The organism is Streptomyces sp. NPDC043176 (genome assembly GCF_056436715.1).
Genome location: NZ_JBWKCA010000006.1, coordinates 335599 through 357851, shown reverse-complemented (window position 1 = coordinate 357851; position 22253 = coordinate 335599). Strand labels below are relative to the sequence as shown.

Genomic DNA, 22253 nt, shown 5'->3' with positions numbered 1-22253 from the left:
CGGGACAGGGTGAGGCCGGCGCCTTCGACCTCGGGGACATCACCTGCGACGGGGAGGTCGGGTCTGCGGGATCGGCACGACGTTTTCCCGACCAAGAGATGATGATCCCACCTGTCGGTGCCGCTGTTGCTGGACGCGATCCGGCCCCTCGTCGCCGGGGGGCGGAAGGCCGCCTCGTTCGTGGGGACCTGCCGTCCCTCCGAGTCGGCCGAGGCCGTCCTTCGGCCGGCCGTGGACTGCAACGGGAACTCCTCTCCCGACTCCCGGCCGAAAGCGGCGCAGCCCAAGACCTCGCCGCCTCACTGGAGCGCTTTCGCGCCGCGGCGGCGTGATCGACAAACTGGAGAAATGGCTTTGAACGGCGTCGAATTCCTCGTCCCTTTCATCACCACCGGAGAGCTGTACGGCCTCCGTATCGGCTCGACGCTCGACGAGGTCGACCGGGCGTTGCGTCATCCCTTCGTCGACGTCGTCGGTGAGGAGGGGGAGTGGCTGCGGCGGGACTACGGACTCGTCGAGTTCGCCTTCAACCCGGAGCCGGAGAAGGAGTGGGTCATGGCCACCGCGTCGGTCCAGTTGCACCGTCTCGCGTCGGACGACGACCTGGCGCGGACCTGGGCACGGAGCACGGGCGTGGAGTTCGCCCGGTACACGTCGTGGGAGGAGGTGCGCGCCGAGCTCTCCCGTACGGGGGACGTCCCGGAGCTGAAGGTCACCGACCAGGGCGGATTCCTCCAGTACCGGGCGGCGTCCTCGAACGTCTCCGTGCTCGTCGTGGACGACGAGGACGAGGAGCGCGGTCACCGGGTCGGCGACGGCGACGTGTGGGGTCTCGACCTGTGGGCGCCGTACCGGGCGGGCTGACGCCTGGCGGAAAGCGGAAGGGCCCGGAAATCCGAGTGGATTCCGGGCCCTTCGGCCATCAAAGAGTCACTACCGCGCGGCGTCCGGGTGGACCGCGTCCGTGATGTCGGTGGTCTTCTTCTCGACCGGCTTGCGGAGCTGGATGTTCAGCTCGCGCAGGCGGGACTCGTCGAGCTCGGTGGGGGCGCCCATGAGAAGGTCCTGGGCGTTGCCGTTGAGCGGGAAGGCGATGGTCTCGCGGATGTTGGGCTCGTCGGCGAGGAGCATGACGATGCGGTCGACGCCGGGGGCGATGCCGCCGTGCGGCGGGGCGCCGTACTCGAAGGCGCGGAGCATGCCGGCGAACTCGTGCTCGACGGTCTCCTTGGAGTAGCCGGCGATCTCGAACGCCTTGAACATGATCTCGGGCTCGTGGTTCCGGATGGCGCCGGAGGAGAGCTCGATGCCGTTGCAGACGATGTCGTACTGCCAGCCGAGGACGTCCAGCGGGTCCTGGGTCTCCAGGGCCTCCAGGCCGCCCTGCGGCATGGAGAACGGGTTGTGCGAGAAGTCGATCTTGCCGGTCTCCTCGTCCCGCTCGTACATCGGGAAGTCGACGATCCAGGCGAAGCGGAAGACGTTCTCCTCGAACTGGCCGGCGCGCTTGGCGGCCTCGACCCGGACGGGGCCCATGATCTTGGAGACCTCGTCGAACTCGCCGGCGCCGAAGAAGACGGCGTGGCCCGCGGCGAGGCCGAGGCGCTCGGTGAGGACCTTGACGTTCTCCTCGGTGAGGAACTTGGCGATGGGGCCGGTGAGGGCGCCCCCGTCGCCGACGCGGACCCAGGCGAGGCCCTTGGCGCCGAGGGAGACGGCGAAGTCGCCCAGGGCGTCGAAGAACTTGCGGGGCTGGTCGCCGGTGTTCGGGACGGCCAGGGCGCGGACGTGCTTGCCGGCGAAGGCCTTGAACTCGGAGTTCTCGAAGACGTCGGTGATGTCGACGAGTTCGAGGTCGGTGCGCAGGTCGGGCTTGTCGTTGCCGTACTTGAGCATCGACTCGCGGAACGGGATCCGCGGGAACGGCGAGGTGACGTGGCGGCCGCCGCCGAACTCCTCGAAGAGCTCGGTCATGAGCTTCTCGATGGGCTGGAAGACGTCCTCCTGCTCGACGAACGACATCTCGACGTCGAGCTGGTAGAACTCGCCCGGCGAGCGGTCGGCGCGGGCGTCCTCGTCGCGGAAGCAGGGCGCGATCTGGAAGTACCGGTCGAAGCCGGAGATCATGAGCAGCTGCTTGAACTGCTGCGGCGCCTGCGGGAGCGCGTAGAACTTGCCCGGGTTCAGGCGGGAGGGGACGACGAAGTCGCGGGCGCCCTCGGGGGAGGTCGCGGCGAGGATCGGGGTCGCCATCTCGTTGAAGCCGAGGGCCACCATCTTGGAGCGGATGGAGGCGATGACGGCGGAGCGCAGCATGATGTTGCGGTGCATGCGCTCGCGGCGCAGGTCGAGGAAGCGGTACTCCAGGCGCCGCTCCTCGTTGACACCGTCGTCGGCGTTGATGGTGAAGGGGATCTGCTTGGCGGCGCCCAGGACCTCGACCTCGGCGGCCTCGATCTCGATCTCGCCGGTCGCCAGCTCGGGGTTGACGTTGTCGGCGCCGCGGGAGACGACCTTGCCGTCCACGCGGACGACGGTCTCCTTGGTGAGCTTGTCGAGGACCTCGGCGGCGGCGGTGCCGGGGCGGGCGACGAGCTGCGTGATGCCGTAGTGGTCGCGCAGATCGATGAAGAGGATGCCGCCCAGGTCGCGCCGATTGTGCAGCCAGCCGCTCAGCCGGACGTCGGTGCCGACGTCAGAGGCGCGGAGCTCGCCGCAGGTGTGGGACCTGTACCGATGCATCGTCGTTCATCCAGTCTTCGGGATCTCGGGTGAGGGGCGACCGCCCTGTGGCCCCTGTCACGGATGTCACAGGACACGAGGGCAGACGCACCCAGAGTACCGGCCGGCCCAAGATCGCTTTTCGAATACTCTCGGTGGCGACCTGGTGTCCGATATTCATAAAGTGGGGCAATGCGCACCGAGGACGTCCTGGCCGCGATCGCGACGGGCCTGTGGCGCTGGGACAACGCGTCCGGGATCGTCTCGCTCGACGGTGAGGCCGCCCGGCTGCTCGGGCTGCCCGCGGCGCCGGTGCGGCTCACCGAGGCGGCCGTGCGCTCGCGTTTTCATCCGGTCGACTGGAACGAGATCGACGGGGTGGTGAACCTCGCGGTCGCGGAGGGCACGCTCGCCGAGGCGCGGCTGCGGATCATGGACGAGCACGGCCGGGTGATCCGTACGGTACGGAGCAGGTCGAAGCCGCTGATCGAGGGGAACGACTACCAGCTGGTCGGCACGCTCCAGGAGGTCGCCGAGCAGTTGCCGGGCACCGCCGCGCGGACGCCCATCACGGGTGACTGGCGCCGGTCGCGGGAGGCGTTCCTGCTCGACGCGGGCCGGGCTCTGGCCGAGGCGCGGTCGACGGCCGAGGTGCTGCGGGTGGCGGCCTCGCTGTCGATGCCGGGTTTCTCGCCGGACGGGCTCGCGGTCTTCGGCGTGGCGGGCGACCGGCTGACGGTGATCGGTCACCACGGGCACGGCGAGGGCGACGAGGGCCCGTTCACGTCGATGTCGCTGGGCACGGACTATCCGGCGGCGGAGGTCGTACGGACGGGGCGGGCGATCTATCTGCCGACGCCGGACGAGTACCTGCGCCGCTTCCCCGTGACGTGGCCGCTGGCGCAGCGTTTCGGGCGCCGTTCCTGGGCGTTCGTGCCGCTGGTGGTGGCCGGGCGCACGATGGGCGCGTGGATGGCGGCCTTCAAGCATCCGGTGGCGTTCACGCCCGACGAGCGGTCGGTGCTGACGACGGTGGCGCGGATGCTGGCGCAGGCCCTCGCACGCGCGGGCGTGGCGGAGTCGGAGCGGGAGCTGTCGCTCGGTCTCCAGCGGACGATGATGCCGGTCCTGGGGCCGGGGATCCCGGGCATCCGGGTGGCCGCGCGGTACGTGCCGACCGGCGGCGGGCTCCAGGTCGGCGGCGACTGGTACGACATGATCCGGCTGCCCGGCGGCACCTCACGCACGGGCGGGCGCGGCGCGGGGCGGATCGCGCTGGTCATCGGCGACGTGCAGGGACACGACGTGCGGGCGGCGGGCCTGATGGGGCAGCTGCGGATCGCCCTGCGCGCGTACGCCTCCGAGGGGCACCGGCCGGACGCGGTCCTGTCGCGGGCCTCGCGCTTCCTGTACGGGATCACGGACGGGGACGACGGGGCGGACAACGGGGGGCCGCGGTTCGCGACCTGTCTGTATCTGGAGGTCGACCTGGAGACGGGGACGGTCGACATCGCGCGGGCGGGGCATCCGGATCCGGCGGTACGGATGAACGACGGAACGGTCCTGCTGAGGCCGACGGCCGGCGGGCTGCCCCTCGGCATCGACCCCGACACCGACTACCCCACGACCCGGCTCACCCTGGACCCCGGCGAGACCCTGATGATCTGCACCGACGGGCTCCTGGAGACCGGCGGCCACGACCTGGACTCGGGCTGGGAGCGGGTCAGGGCGCTGCTGGAGTCCCATGACGGCGAGGACCTGGAGCACCTCGCCGACACCCTCGTGGAGGCCGTCCACGGGCCCGGCTCGCACCACACGACGGGCCCGCTCGCCGACCGCCGCGAGGACGACATCGCGGTGCTGCTGCTGTCCCGCCGGCCCGCCGGCCCGGTGGTGGAGGCCCCGCGCCGCACCCTGATGACGATCGCGCAGGCGGAGCCGGAGCGGATCGCCGAGGCGCGCGAGCAGCTGCGGCAGCTGCTGCACGACTGGGCGGACGAGGACCAGCTCGACTCGGCGGTCCTGATGGTCTCCGAGATGGTCACCAACGTCCTCGTCCACACCGACGGCGACGCGCTCCTGGTCGCCGAGGTCGCCTGCACCGAGAAGTCCCGCCGGCTGCGGGTCGAGGTCTCCGACACCAGCGACGAACTGCCGCACAAGCGCCACCCCGGCGAGATGGCGTCCAGCGGTCGCGGCCTGGTCCTCATGGAGATGCTGGCGCACGCGTGGGGCGTCGACCCGCGCGGCGAGGGCAAGGCCATCTGGTTCGAACTGAACGAGCCCCCGACGGACGACGGCTGCTGCGGATAGGCCTCCGGGCCTCCCTCGCGCGAGGCCCCGCCACACAGGGCCTCCCCCGCGCGAGACCCGGCCCCACCGGGCCTACCCCGCGAGACCCCCGGCCCCACCGGGCCTCCCACGGGCGGGGGGCTCCCCGCCGGCCCGCGGGCCGGCGTTCGCCGCGCGCGCCCCGTGACCGCGTCGCAGACTGGATGGGTACGGCCGCCGGGGGGACCACGGAGCTTGCCATGGACACCCACAAGGTCGGCAGCGACACCACCGTCCTGGCCGACAGCCTCGAAATACCCGGGATCGGGCACATCCCCGTCAACGCGTACGTCCTCACCGCCACCGAACCCGTCGTCGTCGACACCGGGCTCTCGATAGCCGACCGGAACTTCGTCAACACGCTCGGCTCGGTCATCGACCCCGCCGACGTCCTCTGGATCTGGCTCACCCACCCCGACCGCGACCACACCGGCGGCATCTTCGACCTGCTCGTGGCCGCGCCCCGGGCGAAGGTCGTCACCACCTTCATCGGCGCCGGGATCATGACGACGGAACGCGCGCTGCCGATGGACCGGTTGTACTTCCTCAACCCCGGTCAGTCCCTCGACGTCGGCGACCGCATGCTGCACGCGTTCCGGCCGCCGCTCTTCGACAACCCCGCCACGGTCGGCTTCTACGACGACAAGACCAGGATCTGCTTCTCCTCGGACTGCTTCGGCGGGCCGATGCCGACCGCCGAGCTGGCGGAGAGCGGGCACGCGAACGACCTCAAGCCGGAGGAGCTGCGGCAGGCGCAGCTCCTGTGGGCCACCTTGGACAGCCCGTGGGTGCACGTGGTCGATCCGGACAGGTTCCGGGCGACGATCGACCCCCTACGGGACATGGCGCCCGAGATCGTGCTGTCCACGCATCTGCCGCCGGCGGTACGGATGACGGCCTCGATGGCCGAGACGATCTCGATGGCCCCGGACGCGGACCCGTTCATCGGTCCCGACCAGGCGGCCCTCGAACAGATGCTCGCGTCCTTCGAGCCGGGCGGACTGCCGGCGGCGACCTGAGTGCTCCGGGCGTGCCGGGCGACCGCGGGGGGCGGCACCCGGAGGGGCGCCCTCCTGCGAGACGGCGACGGGCGGATCCCGGCCGTGCTCAAGCCCCGCCGAGCCCGCCGGATGGCTGCCCGGCGTCCGGCTTCGGCGGCGGTGGGGCTCCGTACCGGGTCCGCAGCTCGCCGAGGACTCCCGTCACCGCCGCCGTCAGCGGTACGGCGAGCAGCATGCCCAGGATGCCCGCGACGGACGCCCCCGCCGTGATGGCCAGCATCACGGCGGCCGGGTGCATCCGGACGGTCCGGCTCTGCACCATCGGCTGGAGGACGTAGCCCTCGATCATCTGGACGGCCAGGACGACGCCGAGCGTCCACAGCGCGATGGCGAACCCGCGGTCGGCGAGCGCGACGAGGACGGCGACCGCGCCGGAGAGGAAGGCGCCGAGGTACGGGATGTAGGCGGTGACGAAGACGAGCGCGGCGAGCCCGACCGCGCCGGGCACGTCGAGGACGACCAGCCCGAGACCGATGAGGACGGCGTCGACGAGGGCGACGAACGTCGTCCCGCGCATGAAGCCCTCGACGGCCTCGAAGGCACGGCGGGCCATGGCCTCGACGAGGTCGCCGGTGGCGCGGGGAGCGAGGGAGCGCAGGGCGCCGGCGGCCCGGTCCGAGTCCCGCAGGAAGAAGAAGATCAGGACCAGGGCGAGGGTGGCGGTGGCGAGCATCCCGCCGACGACGCTGAGGCCCGTGAGCACGCCGGACGCGGCGGTCCCGCCGAACTCCTCGAGGAGGCCCTCGGCGTTCGCGGCGAGGTCGTCGAGCGAGGTCCCGGCCGGGCCGAGGTGCTCGGCGATGTCGGTGGCGGCCTGCCGGAGCGAGGCGACGATCTGGTCGCCGGTCTCGATGAGCGCGGCGACGACGATGTACGTGGCTCCGCCGACGACCGCGAGGACGGCGACGACGGTGAGCGCGGCGGCCGGCGACTTGCGGACCTTCATTCCCAGCAGGCGCCGGTAGAGGGGCCCGAGGAGGGCGCTGCCGAGGATCGCGAGGAGGACCGGGGTGACCACCGTCTCGAAGAAGACGCAGAGCCAGACGCCGAGGGCGGCGACCCCGGCACCGAGCAGCAGGACGACACACCAGGCGGCGAAGCGACGGGCGGGTTCGGGGAGGAGCGGCGCTCTGGTCGTCTGCACCCGTCCACCGGACCACGCGCGTCGGTGTGTCTGCGCGCGCTGACGGCCGTACGGGTGTCGCCCCGTCAGCACCGGGGCGCCCTGACCCGATCGCCCGGCGCGCGCCCGGCCGCCAGGCACCCACCGCACCGCCGCACCGCCGCACCGGGCCGCCCGTACGCGGGCCGCCCGGTGCGTGTGTCCTGTTACTCGCCCATCCCGTGGACCGCGGGGATGGTGCCGAGGCGGCCGGCCTGGAAGTCCTCGAAGGCCTGGCGGAGTTCGTCCTGGGTGTTCATGACGAACGGGCCGTAGTGGGCCATGGGTTCGCGGATGGGCTGTCCGCCGAGGAGGACGACCTCGAGGTCGGGGGTGTGGCCGTCCTGCTTCTCGTCGGCGCGGACGGTGAGGGCTCCGCCGTTGCCGAAGACGGCGGTCTGGCCCATGTGGACGGGCCGCCGGTCGGCGCCTACGGTGCCGCGGCCGGCGAGGACGTAGGCGAGGCCGTTGAAGTCCTCGCGCCACGGCAGGCTGATCTCGGCGCCGGGGCGGAGGGTGGCGTGGATCATCGTGATCGGGGTGTGGGTGACGCCGGGGCCCTCGTGGCCGTCGAGCTCGCCGGCGATGACCCGGAGCAGCGCGCCGCCGTCGGGGGAGGTGAGCAGCTGGACCTGGCGGCCGCGGATGTCCTGGTAGCGGGGGGCCATCATCTTGTCGGCGGCGGGGAGGTTCACCCAGAGCTGGAGGCCGTGGAAGAGGCCGCCGCTGACGACGAGGGACTCCGGCGGGGCCTCGATGTGGAGGAGGCCCTGGCCGGCGGTCATCCACTGGGTGTCGCCGTTGGTGATGGTGCCGCCGCCGCCGTTGGAGTCCTGGTGGTCGAAGGTGCCGTCGATGATGTAGGTGACGGTCTCGAAGCCGCGGTGGGGGTGCCAGGGCGTGCCCTTGGGCTCGCCGGGGGCGTACTCCACCTCGCCCATCTGGTCCATCATGATGAACGGGTCGAGGTACCGGTAGTTGATTCCGGCGAAGGCCCGGCGGACCGGGAAGCCCTCGCCCTCGAACCCCTGCGGGGCCGTGGTGACGGCGAGCACGGGGCGGGCGACGGCGTCGGCCGGGGCGACGACGCGCGGCAGGGTGAGCGGGTTCTCGACAGTCACTGCGGGCATGACCGGACCTCCTAGGTGCGACCTTGTACGTCCACTTTAGTTGAACACTGAACTTCTTGCCACCCGGAACGCGGAACGCCCGGAAGGAATTCCTCCCGGGCGCTCCCGACCTGCCTCGAAGCCTCGGTCAGCCGTACATCCGCCGCATGGCGAAGTCGACCATCTGCTCCACGGCCTTCGCGTCGAAGACCATCCGGTGGTCGCCCTCCATGTCGAGGACGAAGCCGTAGCCGGTCGGCAGCAGGTCGATCACCTCGGCGCCGGTGATCACGAAGTACTTCGACTCCTTGCCCGCGTACCGCCGCAGCTCCTTGAGCGAGGTGAACATCGGGATGACCGGCTGCTGGGTGTTGTGCAGGGCCAGGAAGCCGGGGTTGTCGCCGCGCGGGCAGTAGACCTTCGACGTGGCGAAGATCTGCTGGAAGTCCTCCGGCGCGAGCGTGCCGGTCGTGAAGGCCCGCACGGCGTCCGCGAGCGACGGCGGCGACGGCTCCGGATAGAGCGGCGCCTGCTGCTGCCCGTACCCGCCGCCCGGCATGCCGGCCTGCATGCCGCCCTGCGGCGCGTACTGCCCCTGCGGGGGCGGCGCGTACTGCTGCTGGGCACCCGGATTCTGCTCATAGCCGTACATGGGCCCAGCCTATCGAGCCGGGCCGCCGCCGCCGCCCGATGGGCCGGATCGACGTCGCGGACGTCACAGATGGCCGGATAGGGGTTGCTTCTTATTACCGGTGGGTAGCATCATCGGAGAGAGCGTGTTGCTACTCGCTGGTACGTGTACGAGGAACCTGCCTCCCCGAGCCTTACGGAGCCGTCGCCATGGGGCACTACAAGTCGAATCTCCGCGACATCGAGTTCAACCTCTTCGAGGTGCTCGGCCGCGACAAGGTGTACGGCACCGGTCCGTTCGAGGAGATGGACGTCGAGACCGCGAAGAGCATCCTCGACGAGATCCGCCGTCTCGCCGAGAACGAGCTCGCGGAGTCCTTCGCGGACGCCGACCGCAACCCGCCGGTCTTCGACCCGGAGACCAACACCGCCCCCGTGCCGGCCTCGTTCAAGAAGTCCTACAAGGCCTTCATGGACTCCGAGTACTGGCGCCTCGGCATCCCCGAGGGCATCGGCGGCACCGTCTCCCCGCGCTCTCTCGTCTGGGCCTACGCGGAGCTGCTGCTCGGCTCGAACCCGGCCGTCTGGATGTACTCCTCCGGCCCGGCGTTCGCCGGCGTCCTCTACAACGAGGGCAACGAGGCGCAGAAGAAGATCGCGCAGATCGCGGTCGAGAAGCGCTGGGGCTCCACCATGGTCCTCACCGAGCCCGACGCCGGCTCCGACGTCGGCGCCGGCCGCACCAAGGCCGTGCAGCAGGAGGACGGCTCCTGGCACATCGAGGGCGTGAAGCGCTTCATCACCTCCGGTGAGCACGACATGGAGGAGAACATCCTCCACTACGTCCTCGCCCGCCCCGAGGGCGCCGGCCCCGGCACCAAGGGCCTCTCCCTCTTCCTCGTCCCCAAGTACGAGTTCGACTGGGAGACCGGCGAGCTGGGCGAGCGCAACGGCGTCTACGCCACCAACGTCGAGCACAAGATGGGCCTCAAGGCCTCCAACACGTGCGAGATGACCTTCGGCGACCGGCACCCCGCCAAGGGCTGGCTCATCGGCGACAAGCACGACGGCATCCGCCAGATGTTCCTCATCATCGAGTTCGCCCGCATGATGGTCGGCACGAAGGCGATCTCCACCCTCTCCACGGGCTACCTCAACGCCCTGGAGTACGCCAAGGAGCGCGTCCAGGGCACCGACCTGGCCAACTTCATGGACAAGGCCGCGCCCAAGGTCACCATCACGCACCACCCCGACGTCCGCCGCTCGCTGATGACGCAGAAGGCGTACGCCGAGGGCATGCGCTCCCTCGTCCTCTACACGGCCTCCGTGCAGGACGAGATCGCGATCAAGGAGGCGGCCGGCGAGGACGCCAAGGCGCTGCACGGCCTGAACGACCTGCTGCTCCCGATCGTGAAGGGCTACGGCTCCGAGAAGGGCTACGAGCAGCTCGCGCAGTCGCTCCAGACCTTCGGCGGCTCCGGCTTCCTGCAGGAGTACCCGATCGAGCAGTACATCCGGGACGCCAAGATCGACACCCTCTACGAGGGCACCACCGCCATCCAGGGCCAGGACTTCTTCTTCCGGAAGATCGTCCGCGACCAGGGCGCCTCCCTGAACGCGCTGTCCGAGGAGATCAAGAAGTTCCTCGCGGTCGGCACCGGCGGCGAGGACCTGGCCGTCGCCCGCGACGCGCTCGCCAAGGCGGCCGTCGACCTGGAGGCCATCGTCGGCACGATGATCACCGACCTCACCGCGACCGGCGAGGACGTCAGGAACATCTACAAGGTCGGCCTGAACACCACCCGCCTGCTGCTCGCCTCCGGCGACGTCGTCGTCGGCTACCTGCTCCTCAAGGGCGCGGCCGTCGCCGCCGAGAAGCTGGCCGCCGGCGCCACCGGCAAGGACGTCCCCTTCTACCAGGGCAAGATCGCGGCCGCGAAGTTCTTCGCCGCCAACGTCCTGCCGGGCGTCGGCGCCGAGCGCGCGCTCGCCGAGGCCGTCGACGGCTCGGTGATGGACCTGGACGAGGCCGCGTTCTGACCGACGCCTCTCGTCCTGCCGGTACGGCCCGTCCCCGGGGAGGGGGGCGGGCCGTACCTCCTTTCCGGGGTCCGGTTCGCCTCCGGGGCGCTCCGTCGGGGTCCGGCCCCCCTCCCCCGGCGCCCGTTCCTCTTGCGGGGCCCCGTATCCGTATTCCGGTCCGGCCGTAAGGTGACCCCATGAGCAGCGCAGCCTCCCGTCCCACCGCCGGCCCCTTCGACCGCGGTCACACCGACGACCTGATGGCCTTCCTGACGGCCTCGCCGACGCCGTACCACGCGGTGGAGACCGCCGCGGAGCGGCTGGAGAAGGCCGGCTTCCGCCGTGTCGAGGAGACCGCGGCGTGGGACGGGACGACGGGCGGGAAGTACGTGGTCCGCGGTGGCGCGATCATCGCCTGGTTCGTGCCGGAGGGCGCCGCCCCGCACACCCCGTACCGGATCGTCGGCGCGCACACCGACTCGCCGAACCTGCGCGTGAAGCCGCGGCCCGACATGGGCACGCAGGGCTGGCGGCAGGTCGCCGTGGAGATCTACGGCGGCCCGCTGCTCAACAGCTGGCTCGACCGCGACCTCGGCCTGGCCGGCCGGCTGACCCTCCGCGACGGCTCCCGGACGCTGGTGAACATCGACCGGCCGCTGCTGCGCGTCCCGCAGCTCGCCGTCCACCTGGACCGCGGGGTCAACGACGGCATGAAGCTGGAGCGCCAGCGCCACATGCAGCCGATCTGGGGCCTGGGCCCCGTCCACGAGGGCGACCTGATCGCCTTCGTCGCCGAGGAGGCGGGCGTCGACGCCGAGGACGTGACCGGCTGGGACCTGATGGTCAGCGCCATCGAGGCGCCCGCCTACCTGGGCCGCGACCGCGAACTCCTCGCCGGCCCGCGCATGGACAACCTGGTCTCGGTGCACGCGGGCGTCGCCGCGCTCGTCGCCGTGGCGGGCCGCGGGGACCTGCCGTACATCCCGGTCCTCGCCGCCTTCGACCACGAGGAGAACGGCTCCGAGGCCGACACCGGCGCCCAGGGCCCGCTGCTCGGCAACGTCCTGGAGCGCTCGGTCTACGCCCGCGGCGGCGGCTACGAGGACCGTGCCCGCTCGCTCGCCGGCTCGATCTGCCTCTCCTCCGACGTCGGCCACGCCGTCCACCCCAACTACGCGGAGCGCCACGACCCGACGCACCACCCGCGCCCCAACGGCGGTCCGATCCTCAAGGTCAACGTCAACCAGCGCTACGCGACCGACGGCGTGGGCCGGGCGGCGTTCGCCGCGGCCTGCGAGAAGGCCGGCGTGCCGTGGCAGTCCTTCGTCTCCAACAACGACATGCCCTGCGGCACGACGATCGGCCCGATCACGGCCGCCCGCCACGGCATCACGACCTTCGACATCGGCATCGCCTGCCTGTCGATGCACAGCGCCCGTGAGCTCTGCGGCGCCGAGGACCCGTACCTCCTCGCGAACGCCCTGGTCGCCTTCCTGGAGGGCTGACCCCCGGTACGACGGCGACGGCCCACCCGCGGACGCGGGTGGGCCGTCGCCGTTCCTGGGGGGACGCTAGGCGTCCATGCCCGCGAGGATCAGCGGCAGGCGGGCGACGCCGTCCGCGGTGACCTTCAGCGGGACGCCCCAGTCCTGCTGGTGGACGTGGCAGGCGGGGTACTCGTTGGCGGGGTCGTCGTCGCAGGAGGCCGCCATGGCGGAGACGTGCAGGACGCCCTCGGTGACCTCCGGGTTCAGGTCCAGCTCCCGGAAGAGGTCCGTGCCGGTGCCCTCGCCCGCGAGGAGGAGTTCCGGCGGGGTCGAGGAGACCAGGAGCCGGGTCGAGGGGCCGTAGCGGTCGTCGAGCTTCTGGCCCGTGGGGGCCTGGAAGACGACGTCGAGGCGGAGGCGGCCCGGGGCGACCTCGGTGGCCTCGCGGCGGGTGCGGTGGGCGACCGCGTCGACCTGGACGGCCTCCTCGGGCAGCCGCAGCCGGGTCAGCCGGTGCCGGGCGGACTCGACGACCACGATGTCGCCGTCGACGAGGACGGCGTCGCTCGGCTCGCGCAGGTCGGTGGCGAGCGTGGTGACCTCGCCGGTGGCGGGGTCGTAGCGGCGCAGGGCGTGGTTGTACGTGTCGCTGACGGCCACCGAGCCGTCGGGCAGCGCGGTCACGCCCAGCGGGTGCTGGAGCAGGGCCTGGCCGGCGGCTCCGTCGCGGTGGCCGAAGTCGAAGAGGCCGGTGCCGACGGCGGTGTGCACGACGCCCTCGGTGTCGATCCAGCGCACGGCGCTCGTCTCGGAGTCGGCGATCCACAGCCGGTCCTCGGTGGCGGCCAGCCCGGACGGCTGCGCGAACCAGGCCTCGGCGGCGGGCCCGTCGACGAGCCCCTCGTTGGTGGTGCCGGCGGCGACCTCCACGGTCCCGGTCTCCGGGTCGTACGTCCACAGCTGGTGGACGCCGGCCATGGCGATCCACACCTTGCCCCGCCACCAGGCCACGTCCCACGGCGACGACAGGTCGACCTCCAGGGCCGGGCCGGAGGTGGGGGAGCCCTGCCACCACTGCCGGCCGGTGCCCGCGACGAGCTCGATCGTCCCACTGGCGGGGTCGAGGACGCGCAGGGAGTGGTTCACGGTGTCGGCGACGACGACCCTGCCGTCGGGGAGCGTCGCGAGGCCCTGCGGCTCGCGGAACACGCCCTCGCCGATGCGCCGTACGACGGTCTCGCCGTCCGCCGCGAGCTCGACGAGCTGGTGCCGGGTGGTGTCGGAGACCAGGAGGTTCCCGTTGGCGAGGAGGACCGCCTTGCCGGGGAAGCGGAGGTCGGTCGCGACCGGCTCCGGCGCCACGTACGGGCCGTCGCCGCGGCGCAGGGTGCCCTTGGCCTCGTGCTCGGCCTCCAGCTCCTCGACGAGGGTGCGGATCGCGTTCGCGTGCCCCTCGCCGGCGTGCTGGGCGACGACGTACCCCTCGGGGTCGATCACCACGAGCGTCGGCCAGGCGCGCACGGCGTACTGCTTCCAGGTCGCGAGCTCCGGGTCGTCGAGGACGGGGTGGTGGACCTCGTAGCGCTCGACGGCGTCGACGACGGCCTGGTGCTCGGCCTCGTGCACGAACTTCGGCGAGTGCACGCCGATGATCACGAGGGTGTCGCGGTGCTTCTCCTCCAGGTCGCGGAGCTCGTCGAGGACGTGCAGGCAGTTCACGCAGCAGAAGGTCCAGAAGTCGAGCAGAACGATCTTTCCTCGCAGGTCGGCGAGGGTCAGGTCGTCTCCACCCGTGTTCAGCCAGCCGCCCTTGCCGATCAGCTCGGGGGCGCGGACACGGGCACGGCGGGGCGCGGGTGCGGGCGCGGAGTCGTTCATGGTTCAAGAGTGCCGTACGGGTGGGTCGTGGGGGCCGGGCGGGGCGGGGACGCGTGTCCGCGCGCGGTGCTCCTCGCCCCGCCCGGCACCACCGCCCGGGCCGGCGGCGCGGGCGACGCCGCCCTCCGCGTGACGGTCACCCCGTCCTTCGGGTGAGAACGACCACCGCGGGGCAGGCATACCGCCGTGAAATATCTCGTACGGGACAAGATCTTCGCGATCGGCGACGACTACTGGATCGAGGACGAGCAGGGCCGCCACGCCTTCCTCGTCGACGGCAAGGCCATGCGGCTGCGCGACACCCTGGAACTGAAGGACCCCGACGGGCAGGTCCTCGTCACCCTGCGGCAGAAGATGTTCAGCCTGCGGGACGCGATGACGATCGAGCGGGACGAGCACCCGCTCGCGACCATCCGGCGCAAACGGCTCTCGCTGCTCCGCGACCACTACCGGGTGACGCTCGTCGAGGGCACCGAACTGGACGTCAGCGGCCGCGTCCTGGACCGGGAGTTCGCCGTCGAGTACGAGGGCGAACTCCTCGCCCACATCTCCCGCCGCTGGTTCCACGTCCGCGAGACCTACGCGGTGAACGTGGTCCGCGAGGACGCGGACGCCGCGCTGCTCGTCGCGGTGGCGGTCTGCGTGATCCGCATGGCCGAGCGGGAACGGGAGGATTAGGGCCCGGTCCGCCGCGCTTCACCGCGGCGGACACGCGCCGTCGAGGGAGCAGACCGCATGCACAGCACCGTCAGCCCGTTCACGCTGCGTCCCTGGCGGGAGGGGAAGGGACACGACCGCCGGACCGGTTGGCGGGGCGAGTCCGCCGAGTTCGGCGGCATCACCGTGGAGGCGCCGCTGCGGCAGACCACCCCCCAGGTGGCCCTGTCGGAGCTGCGGGGCGGCCTGCTGCCGACCGCGTCGTACGAGACGCGGGGCGTCCACACGGACGTCGCGCGGCTGCCGACCCTGAACCGGGCGACCCTCCGCGTCGGCGACGCCCTGGTCCCCATGACCCGCAACCGCCTCGGCGCGACGTCCCGTCAGCGGGCGCTGCACCTGCGGTACGGCGGCGACCGGTACCGCCTGTGGGCGCGGGACCGGCGCTCCTGGGTGCTGACCCGCGAGGCGGACGACGAGGACCCGGGCGTCACCGTGTCGATACGCGGCGCCGGGCGCGGCAGCCGCCGCCGGCTCGACGTCACGGTCTCGGGCCGTGCCGGCGGGGCGGACCTGTCCCTGGCGCTGGTGTTCGCGGGGGTGGACCGGGCGGCCCTCACCCGTGGGGGCGCGGTGCGCGCCGGCCTGGCCCGGGTCGGCGGGTTCTGGGCGGAGTCGCAGTACTGACCCCGGGGGGAGGGGGGAGGTGGAGGGGCGGCCGGGTCACCCTGAAGACCGCGGAGGACGGCCCGGGCCGCCCCGGAGACCGCGGAGGACGGCCCGGGTCGCCCCCGGGCCGCCGCCGTCAGGCCCGGCGGGGCGGGGCGATGCCCAGCAGGCGGTCCTTGAGCGCCGGGAACTGCTCGCGGGTGGTGGCCACCTTGGCGGGGTCCAGGACGACCCGCAGGGTCTCCTCGTCGGGTCCGGCCTCGGCGAGGACCTCTCCCCACGGGTCGACGACGATCGAGTGACCGGCCTGTTCGACGCCCGCGTGGGTGCCGGCGGTGCCGCAGGCGAGGACGTAGGCCTGGTTCTCGACGGCGCGGGCCCGGGCCAGGAGCGTCCAGTGCGCGCGGCGGCGGGCCGGCCAGCCGGCCGGGACGACGAAGGCCTGGGCGCCCGCGTCGACGAGGCCGCGGAAGAGTTCGGGGAACCGCAGGTCGTAGCAGGTGCCGACGCCGAGGGTGAGGTGCGGCAGGTCGACGGTGACGAGGTCCTCGCCGGCGGCCATCATCACGGCCTCGCCCTTGTCGAAGCCGAAGCGGTGGATCTTCCGGTAGGAGGCGGCGAGTTCGCCGTCGGGCGAGAGGACGAGCGAGGTGTTGTAGAGGGCGCCGCCCTCCGCCTCGACGAAGGAGCCGGCGTGCAGCCAGACACCGGCGTCGCGGGCGGCCGCCGCCATCGCCCGGTGCGTGGGGCCGTTCAGCGGCTCGGACTCGGCCGCGAACAGTTCGTACGCGAAGGCCCCCATGGGCCAGAGTTCCGGCAGGACGACGAGGTCGGCGCGGCCGGATTCCTCCCGTACGAGACGCGCCACGCGGGCGCGTCGGGCGTCGACCGGTTCGTCCGGGTCTACCGCGATCTGGATCAGCGAGGCGCGCACACTACCACCGTCCTGGCATTCGAGCCGTCAACACCGGCCTACGATCGTCACACGAAAGCACTGCCGGGGTGCCTTCGGGCAGCGTAACTTAGCGTCCGAGCCGCCCACCCAGTCGTGTTTTCAGCCCGCGCACCGAAGAACCGCCGAGGGGTCCCGTGACCGTCCATCCCAGCCTCCAGAACTACGCCGACGCCTGGACCCACTCCATCGAGGCGATAGCCGAGCTGGTGCAGCCGCTCGTGGAGGGCGAATGGAACCGGCCGACGCCGTGCGTCGGCTGGTCGGTGCGGGACATCGTCTCCCATGTCATCGGCATGGAGACGGAGATGCTGGGCGACCCGCGCCCGATCCACTCCCTGCCGCGCGATCTGTACCACGTACGCAGTGACTTCGCGCGCTACATGGAGGTCCAGGTCGATGTGCGGCGGCACCACACCGCGCCGGAGATGACCTCGGAGCTGGAGTACATCCTGATCCGCCGGGCGCGGCAGCTCCGCAACGAGAACCGCTCCCCCGACCACCTGATCCGCGCCCCCCTCGGAGCCGAGCAGTCCCTCGAACTGGCCTACCGGCTGCGCGCCTTCGACGTGTGGGTGCACGAGCAGGACCTGCGGACGGCGCTCGGCGCACCGGGCAACCTGGACTCGCCCGGCGCGCACGTCACCCGGGACCTCCTCCTGGAGGCGCTGCCGAAGGTGGTCGCCAAGGACGCCGGGGCGCCGCCGTCCTCGGCGGTGGTCCTCGACGTGACCGGTCCGGTGGAGTTCCTGCGGACGATACGGGTCGACGCGGACGGCCGCGGTTCGATCGACGGCGCGCCGTCGCTGGGCCCGGCGGTGACGCTGGCGACCGACTGGGAGACGTTCGTCCGCCTCGCCTGCGGCCGGGTCCGGCCGGCCGACGTCGCCGACCGGGTGAAGACCGAGGGCGACGAGGACCTGGCGCGGGCCATCCTCGACAACTTCGCGGTGACGCCCCGGTAGAGCCCGCCCCGGGCCGGGGAGGCCTTCCCCGGTGGAGAGCCCGCCACGCGCCGGTGGCCCCTTCCGACGCGCCGGTGGCCCTGCCGTGCGCCGGGGAGTCCCACGACGCCCCCGCGGGGCCCGCTACGCGGGCACGTGGACGGCTTCCACGCGGCTGGCGACGAGCCGTTCCCGTTCCCTGCGGTGGGTACGGGCCTTGAGGCGCAGGATCTGCACCACGCCGACCGCCTCCAGGACGAAGACCGACGAGAACGCGATCCGGTAGTTGTCGCCGGTCGCGTCGAGCAGCACGCCGACGGCGAGCAGCGTCGTCATCGAGGCCACGAACCCGCCCATGTTGACGATGCCGGACGCGGTGCCCTGACGCTCCGGCGGATTCGCCGGCCGGGCGAAGTCGAAGCCGATCATCGACGCGGGTCCGCAGGCGCCGAGGACCGCGCAGAGCGTGACGAGCAGCCACATCGGGGCGTGGTCGCCGGGGTACGCGAGGGTCGTCCCCCACAGCAGGGCGGTGGCGGCGACGGTGCCGAGGGCGAGCGGGGCGCGCGCCGTGTGGTGGCGGGCGATGATCTGCCCGTAGGCGAGGCCGACGACCATGTTCGAGAGCACCACGAGGGTGAGCAGGCTCCCGGCCGTGGAGCGGGACAGGCCCTGCGCCTCGACGAGGTACGGCAGCCCCCAGAGCAGCAGGAACACCATCGCCGGGAACTGGGTGGTGAAGTGCACCCACATGCCGAGCCGGGTGCCGGGCTCGCGCCACGACGCGGCGATCTGGCGGCGTACGAAGGCGGCGCCCGCGTGGGTGGCGGGTTCGGGCTCGTACCCCTCGGGGTGGTCCTTGAGGAAGATCAGCAGCAGGACGAGGACGAGGACGCCGGCGAGCGAGCTGCCGACGAAGGTGGTCGTCCAGCCGAGGCCGTGCAGGGAGCGGGCGATGAAGACGGTGGAGACCAGGTTGCCCGCCATGCCGAAGAGGGCGGCGACCTGGCCGATGAGGGGGCCCCGGCGGGCCGGGAACCAGCGGCTGCCGAGCCGCAGGACGCTGATGAAGGTCATGGCGTCGCCGCAGCCGAGGAGGGCGCGGGAGGCGAGCGCGGTGCCGTAGGAGGGGGAGAGCGCGAAGCCGAGCTGGCCGACGGTGAAGAGGACGACGCCGAGGGCCAGGACCTTCTTGGTGCCGAGCCGGTCGACCATGAGGCCGACGGGTATCTGCATGCCCGCGTAGACGAGCAGCTGGAGGATGGAGAAGGTGGAGAGCGCGGAGGCGTTGACGTCGAAGCGCTCGGCGGCGTCGAGGCCGGCGACGCCCAGGGACGTCCGGAAGATGACGGCGACGAAGTAGACGGCGACGCCGACGCCCCAGACGAGCGCGGCGCGGCGGCCGCCGGGCGGGTCGCCGGGCAGGGTGGCGGCGGAGCCGTAGGACCTGTTCACCGGTCCTCACCCCGGACGAGGACCTTGACCCAGCTGAGGTGCCGGCGGACGCAGTGGGCCGCGCCCTCGACGTCGCCGGCGCGGATCCGGTCCAGGATCTCGGCGTGCTCGGCGATGTTCTTGGCGACGCGGTCGGGCTGGGACTGCATCACGGCGACGCCCATGCGCAGCTGGCGGTCGCGCAGTTGGTCGTAGAGGCGGGCGAGGATCTGGTTGCCGGCGTGCTTGACGATCTCGGCGTGGAAGCAGCGGTCGGTGACGGCGACCTCGGCGAGGTCCCCGGCGTCCGCGCGTCGCTGCTGCTCCTCCAGGAGCTCCTCCAGTCGCGCGATCAGCGCGGCCGGCGCGGGCACGGCCCTGCGGACGGCGAACTCCTCGACCAGCAGCCGGGTCTCGACCACGTCGGCGATCTCCTGTGCGGAGACGGCGAGGACGAGGGCGCCCTTCTTCGGGTAGAGCTTCAGCAGCCCTTCCATCTCCAGCTTCAGCAGCGCCTCGCGGACGGGCGTCCTCGACACCCCGACCGCCTCGGCGAGTTCGCCCTCGGTGAGGAGCGTGCCTCCCTCGTAACGCCGGTCGAGTACGGCCTGCTTGACGTGCAGGTAGACACGGTCGGCGGCGGGTGGCTGCTTGAGGGGCGGCAAGGCGGGACCGGCGGGCGCTGATGGCATGCGCACAGAATAGATACAACACAGGTGCAACAAACAGGCCCGTCCGGGATGCGGACGGGCCTGTTTCACGTGAAACGGTCACATCGGGACGTTACGCCCCGACGGTCACGCCCAGGTGATGAGGCGCTTCGGCTGCTCCAGGACCGCGGCGATGTCCGCGAGGAACTTGGAGCCGAGCTCGCCGTCGACCAGGCGGTGGTCGAAGGAGAGGGCCAGCGTGGTGACCTGGCGCGGCTTCACCTTGCCCTTGTGGACCCACGGCTGGAGCTTGATCGCGCCGACCGCGAGGATCGCGGACTCGCCGGGGTTCAGGATGGGCGTACCGGTGTCGACGCCGAAGACGCCGACGTTGGTGATGGTGAAGGTGCCGCCCTGCATCGCCGCCGGGGTGGTCTTGCCCTCGCGGGCGGTGGCGACGAGCTCGCTCAGCGACTTCGAGAGCTCGGGCAGGGTCTGGGCGTGCGCGTCCTTGATGTTCGGCACGATCAGACCGCGCGGGGTGGCCGCGGCGATGCCCAGGTTCACGTAGTGCTTGAGGACGATCTCCTGCGCCGCCTCGTCCCAGGCCGCGTTGATCTCCGGGTTGCGCTTGACCGCGACGAGCACGGCCTTGGCGATGAGGAGGAGCGGGTTGACCCGCAGGCCCGCCATGTCCTTGTCGGACTTGAGCTCCTCGACCAGCTTCATCGTGCGCGTGATGTCGAAGGTCACGAACTCGGTGACGTGCGGTGCGGTGAAGGCCGAACCGACCATCGCCGCAGCCGTCGCCTTCCGTACGCCCTTGATGGGCACACGGGTCTCCCGGGCGTCGGACGCCACCGCCGCGGTGGGCACCGCGGCCCGGGCCGGCACGGGCGCCGGGGCCTCGACGACGGGCGCGGGCGCCGGAGCGGCCACCGGCGCGGCCGCCGCGTGGACGTCCTCGCGGGTGATGATGCCGTCCGGGCCGGTCGGGACGACCGTCGCCAGGTCGACGCCGAGGTCCTTCGCGAGCTTACGGACCGGCGGCTTGGCCAGCGGCCGGCCGACCACCGGCGCGTGCCCGTTGAGCTGCTCCGGTACGGACACGGCGACGGGCGCGGCCTGGGCCGGCGCGGGGCTTCCGGCCCCCTTGCGCGGACGGCGCTTGGTGGAGCTGGCGGCCACGCCGTAGCCGACCAGGACCGGCTGGCGGCCCTGCGGCTCCTCCTCGGCGACGGGCGCGACGGGCGCGACGGGCGCCGGAGCGGGCTCGGCGACCGGGGCGGCGGGAGCGGCCGGAGCGGCTTCGCCGCCGACGTTCACCGAGATGATGACCTGGCCGACGTCGACCGTCGTCCCCTCGGGGAAGAGCAGCTCGTGGACCGTGCCGTCGAAGGGGATGGGCAGTTCGACGGCGGCCTTGGCCGTCTCGACCTCGATCACGACCTGGCCGTCGGTGACGGTGTCACCGGGCTGGACGTACCACTTGAGGATCTCGGCCTCGGTGAGGCCCTCGCCCACGTCGGGCATCTTGAATTCGCGGATCGTCACGGTGCTCTCCTCAGTACGCCAGCGAGCGGTCGACGGCGTCGAGCACGCGGTCCAGGCCCGGCAGGTACTCCTCCTCCAGGCGCGCCGGCGGGTACGGCGCGTGGTAGCCGCCGACCCGCAGGACGGGGGCCTCCAGGTGGTAGAAGCAGCGCTCGGTGATCCGGGCGGCGATCTCCGCACCGGAGCCGAAGAACACCGGCGCCTCGTGGACGACGACCAGGCGGCGGGTCTTCTCGACCGAGGCCTGGATGGTGTCGAAGTCGAGCGGGGAGATCGAGCGCACGTCCACGACCTCGATCGACTTGCCCTCCGCGGCGGCGGCCTCGGCCACCTCCAGGCAGGTCTTCACCATCGGGCCGTAGGCCGCCAGGGTGAGGTCCGTGCCCTCGCGGGCGACCCGGGCCTTGTGCAGCTCGCCGGGGATGGCCTCGGTGTCGACCTCGCCCTTGTCCCAGTAGCGGCGCTTGGGCTCGAAGAAGATGACCGGGTCGTCGCTCTGGATCGCCTGCTGGAGCATCCAGTAGGCGTCGTTGGAGTTCGCCGGGGTGACGACCTTGAGGCCCGCGACGTGCGCGAAGAGCGACTCGGGGGACTCGGAGTGGTGCTCGACGGCGCCGATGCCGCCGCCGTACGGGATGCGGATGACGATCGGCATCTTCACCGTGCCGAGCGAACGGGCCCGCATCTTCGCCAGCTGGGACACGATCTGGTCGTACGCCGGGAAGACGAAGCCGTCGAACTGGATCTCCACGACCGGGCGGTAGCCGCGCAGGGCGAGACCGATCGCGGTGCCGACGATGCCGGACTCGGCGAGCGGGGTGTCGATGACCCGGTCCTCGCCGAAGTCCTTCTGCAGCCCGTCGGTGATCCGGAAGACGCCGCCGAGCTTGCCGACGTCCAGGCCCATGATCAGGACCTTGGGGTCGGTCTCCAGGGCCTTGCGCAGCGACTCGTTGAGCGCCTTCGCGAGGGGAAGCTTCTGAACAGCCATG

Annotated in this window: 19 protein-coding genes; 9 read left to right on the top strand and 10 right to left on the bottom strand. The window is 72.0% G+C overall.

Features of this window, described 5'->3' with window-relative positions:
• The first annotated feature begins 348 nt into the window (after nucleotides 1-348).
• Complete coding sequence (locus tag AC067A_RS13000; protein WP_478618544.1) at nucleotides 349-864, top strand: hypothetical protein; 516 nt, start codon at nucleotides 349-351, stop codon at nucleotides 862-864.
• Between the two features lie 69 nt (nucleotides 865-933).
• On the opposite strand, the gene aspS is transcribed toward AC067A_RS13000, so the two are convergent.
• Nucleotides 934-2742: an aspartate--tRNA ligase gene (aspS, locus tag AC067A_RS12995; RefSeq protein WP_478618541.1), complete on the bottom strand. Its 1809-nt coding sequence runs from the start codon at nucleotides 2740-2742 to the stop codon at nucleotides 934-936.
• 171 nt (nucleotides 2743-2913) lie between these two features.
• On the opposite strand from aspS, the gene AC067A_RS12990 reads away from it, so the two are divergent.
• Nucleotides 2914-5034 (top strand): ATP-binding SpoIIE family protein phosphatase, encoded by a 2121-nt coding sequence (locus AC067A_RS12990; protein ID WP_478618538.1) that lies wholly within the window; start codon nucleotides 2914-2916, stop codon nucleotides 5032-5034.
• Between the two features lie 218 nt (nucleotides 5035-5252).
• Entirely contained in the window at nucleotides 5253-6071 is an 819-nt protein-coding gene (locus AC067A_RS12985) for an oxygen-binding di-iron domain-containing protein (RefSeq protein WP_478618535.1), read from the top strand.
• A gap of 88 nt (nucleotides 6072-6159) precedes the next feature.
• On the opposite strand, the gene AC067A_RS12980 is transcribed toward AC067A_RS12985, so the two are convergent.
• From AC067A_RS12980 to AC067A_RS12970, 3 genes are all read right to left on the bottom strand, one after another.
• Entirely contained in the window at nucleotides 6160-7257 is a 1098-nt protein-coding gene (locus AC067A_RS12980; RefSeq protein WP_478618533.1) for an AI-2E family transporter, read from the bottom strand.
• 185 nt (nucleotides 7258-7442) lie between these two features.
• On the bottom strand, nucleotides 7443-8405 hold the full coding sequence (locus tag AC067A_RS12975; protein ID WP_478618530.1) for a pirin family protein: 963 nt from the start codon (nucleotides 8403-8405) through the stop codon (nucleotides 7443-7445).
• 127 nt (nucleotides 8406-8532) lie between these two features.
• On the bottom strand, nucleotides 8533-9036 hold the full coding sequence (locus AC067A_RS12970) for an SseB family protein (RefSeq protein WP_017240309.1): 504 nt from the start codon (nucleotides 9034-9036) through the stop codon (nucleotides 8533-8535).
• Between the two features lie 188 nt (nucleotides 9037-9224).
• Here AC067A_RS12970 and AC067A_RS12965 point away from each other — a divergent pair, with 188 nt between their 5' ends.
• Complete coding sequence (locus AC067A_RS12965) at nucleotides 9225-11054, top strand: acyl-CoA dehydrogenase (protein WP_478618526.1); 1830 nt, start codon at nucleotides 9225-9227, stop codon at nucleotides 11052-11054.
• A 179-nt stretch (nucleotides 11055-11233) separates the two neighbouring features.
• Entirely contained in the window at nucleotides 11234-12541 is a 1308-nt protein-coding gene (locus tag AC067A_RS12960; RefSeq protein WP_478618523.1) for a M18 family aminopeptidase, read from the top strand.
• Between the two features lie 66 nt (nucleotides 12542-12607).
• Here AC067A_RS12960 and AC067A_RS12955 read toward each other — a convergent pair whose 3' ends face one another.
• Nucleotides 12608-14401, bottom strand: a complete 1794-nt coding sequence (locus tag AC067A_RS12955) for an NHL domain-containing thioredoxin family protein (protein ID WP_478618520.1) — start codon at nucleotides 14399-14401, stop codon at nucleotides 12608-12610.
• A 9-nt stretch (nucleotides 14402-14410) separates the two neighbouring features.
• On the opposite strand from AC067A_RS12955, the gene AC067A_RS12950 reads away from it, so the two are divergent.
• From AC067A_RS12950 to AC067A_RS12940, 3 genes are read left to right on the top strand one after another with little or no spacing between them, the layout of a single operon-like run.
• Complete coding sequence (locus tag AC067A_RS12950; RefSeq protein WP_478618517.1) at nucleotides 14411-14557, top strand: hypothetical protein; 147 nt, start codon at nucleotides 14411-14413, stop codon at nucleotides 14555-14557.
• A gap of 30 nt (nucleotides 14558-14587) precedes the next feature.
• A complete protein-coding gene (locus AC067A_RS12945) occupies nucleotides 14588-15079 on the top strand; it encodes an LURP-one-related/scramblase family protein (protein WP_478618514.1) in 492 nt (163 codons plus the stop codon).
• 57 nt (nucleotides 15080-15136) lie between these two features.
• Nucleotides 15137-15745, top strand: a complete 609-nt coding sequence (locus AC067A_RS12940; RefSeq protein WP_478618511.1) for a hypothetical protein — start codon at nucleotides 15137-15139, stop codon at nucleotides 15743-15745.
• 118 nt (nucleotides 15746-15863) lie between these two features.
• Here the strand turns inward: AC067A_RS12940 and AC067A_RS12935 are convergent, their stop codons facing one another.
• Complete coding sequence (locus tag AC067A_RS12935; protein WP_478618508.1) at nucleotides 15864-16661, bottom strand: carbon-nitrogen family hydrolase; 798 nt, start codon at nucleotides 16659-16661, stop codon at nucleotides 15864-15866.
• A gap of 155 nt (nucleotides 16662-16816) precedes the next feature.
• On the opposite strand from AC067A_RS12935, the gene AC067A_RS12930 reads away from it, so the two are divergent.
• Nucleotides 16817-17644 (top strand): maleylpyruvate isomerase family mycothiol-dependent enzyme, encoded by an 828-nt coding sequence (locus tag AC067A_RS12930; protein WP_478618505.1) that lies wholly within the window; start codon nucleotides 16817-16819, stop codon nucleotides 17642-17644.
• Between the two features lie 123 nt (nucleotides 17645-17767).
• Here the strand turns inward: AC067A_RS12930 and AC067A_RS12925 are convergent, their stop codons facing one another.
• The 4 genes from AC067A_RS12925 to AC067A_RS12910 all read right to left on the bottom strand — a co-directional run bounded on the left by AC067A_RS12925 (nucleotide 17768) and on the right by AC067A_RS12910 (nucleotide 22252).
• Entirely contained in the window at nucleotides 17768-19078 is a 1311-nt protein-coding gene (locus AC067A_RS12925; RefSeq protein WP_478618504.1) for an MFS transporter, read from the bottom strand.
• Nucleotides 19075-19749: a GntR family transcriptional regulator gene (locus tag AC067A_RS12920; RefSeq protein WP_478618501.1), complete on the bottom strand. Its 675-nt coding sequence runs from the start codon at nucleotides 19747-19749 to the stop codon at nucleotides 19075-19077. The genes AC067A_RS12925 and AC067A_RS12920 overlap by 4 nt, the downstream gene beginning before the upstream one ends.
• Before the next feature lie 105 nt (nucleotides 19750-19854).
• Nucleotides 19855-21240, bottom strand: a complete 1386-nt coding sequence (locus AC067A_RS12915) for a dihydrolipoamide acetyltransferase family protein (RefSeq protein WP_478618798.1) — start codon at nucleotides 21238-21240, stop codon at nucleotides 19855-19857.
• 31 nt (nucleotides 21241-21271) lie between these two features.
• Complete coding sequence (locus tag AC067A_RS12910; RefSeq protein ID WP_478618499.1) at nucleotides 21272-22252, bottom strand: alpha-ketoacid dehydrogenase subunit beta; 981 nt, start codon at nucleotides 22250-22252, stop codon at nucleotides 21272-21274.
• Nucleotide 22253: the final 1 nt, after the last annotated feature.

Bases quoted from the DNA above. Each gene is read 5' to 3' on its own strand.
- AC067A_RS12960 (WP_478618523.1), top strand. From the start codon at position 11,234: ATGAGCAGCGCAGCCTCCCGTCCCACCGCCGGCCCCTTCGACCGCGGT.
- AC067A_RS12955 (WP_478618520.1), bottom strand. From the start codon at position 14,401: ATGAACGACTCCGCGCCCGCACCCGCGCCCCGCCGTGCCCGTGTCCGC.
- AC067A_RS12940 (WP_478618511.1), top strand. From the start codon at position 15,137: ATGCACAGCACCGTCAGCCCGTTCACGCTGCGTCCCTGGCGGGAGGGG.
- AC067A_RS12990 (WP_478618538.1), top strand. From the start codon at position 2,914: ATGCGCACCGAGGACGTCCTGGCCGCGATCGCGACGGGCCTGTGGCGC.
- AC067A_RS13000 (WP_478618544.1), top strand. From the start codon at position 349: ATGGCTTTGAACGGCGTCGAATTCCTCGTCCCTTTCATCACCACCGGA.
- AC067A_RS12915 (WP_478618798.1), bottom strand. From the start codon at position 21,240: ATGCCCGACGTGGGCGAGGGCCTCACCGAGGCCGAGATCCTCAAGTGG.
- AC067A_RS12985 (WP_478618535.1), top strand. From the start codon at position 5,253: ATGGACACCCACAAGGTCGGCAGCGACACCACCGTCCTGGCCGACAGC.
- AC067A_RS12965 (WP_478618526.1), top strand. From the start codon at position 9,225: ATGGGGCACTACAAGTCGAATCTCCGCGACATCGAGTTCAACCTCTTC.
- AC067A_RS12975 (WP_478618530.1), bottom strand. From the start codon at position 8,405: ATGCCCGCAGTGACTGTCGAGAACCCGCTCACCCTGCCGCGCGTCGTC.
- aspS (WP_478618541.1), bottom strand. From the start codon at position 2,742: ATGCATCGGTACAGGTCCCACACCTGCGGCGAGCTCCGCGCCTCTGAC.
- AC067A_RS12910 (WP_478618499.1), bottom strand. From the start codon at position 22,252: ATGGCTGTTCAGAAGCTTCCCCTCGCGAAGGCGCTCAACGAGTCGCTG.
- AC067A_RS12970 (WP_017240309.1), bottom strand. From the start codon at position 9,036: ATGTACGGCTATGAGCAGAATCCGGGTGCCCAGCAGCAGTACGCGCCG.
- AC067A_RS12920 (WP_478618501.1), bottom strand. From the start codon at position 19,749: ATGCCATCAGCGCCCGCCGGTCCCGCCTTGCCGCCCCTCAAGCAGCCA.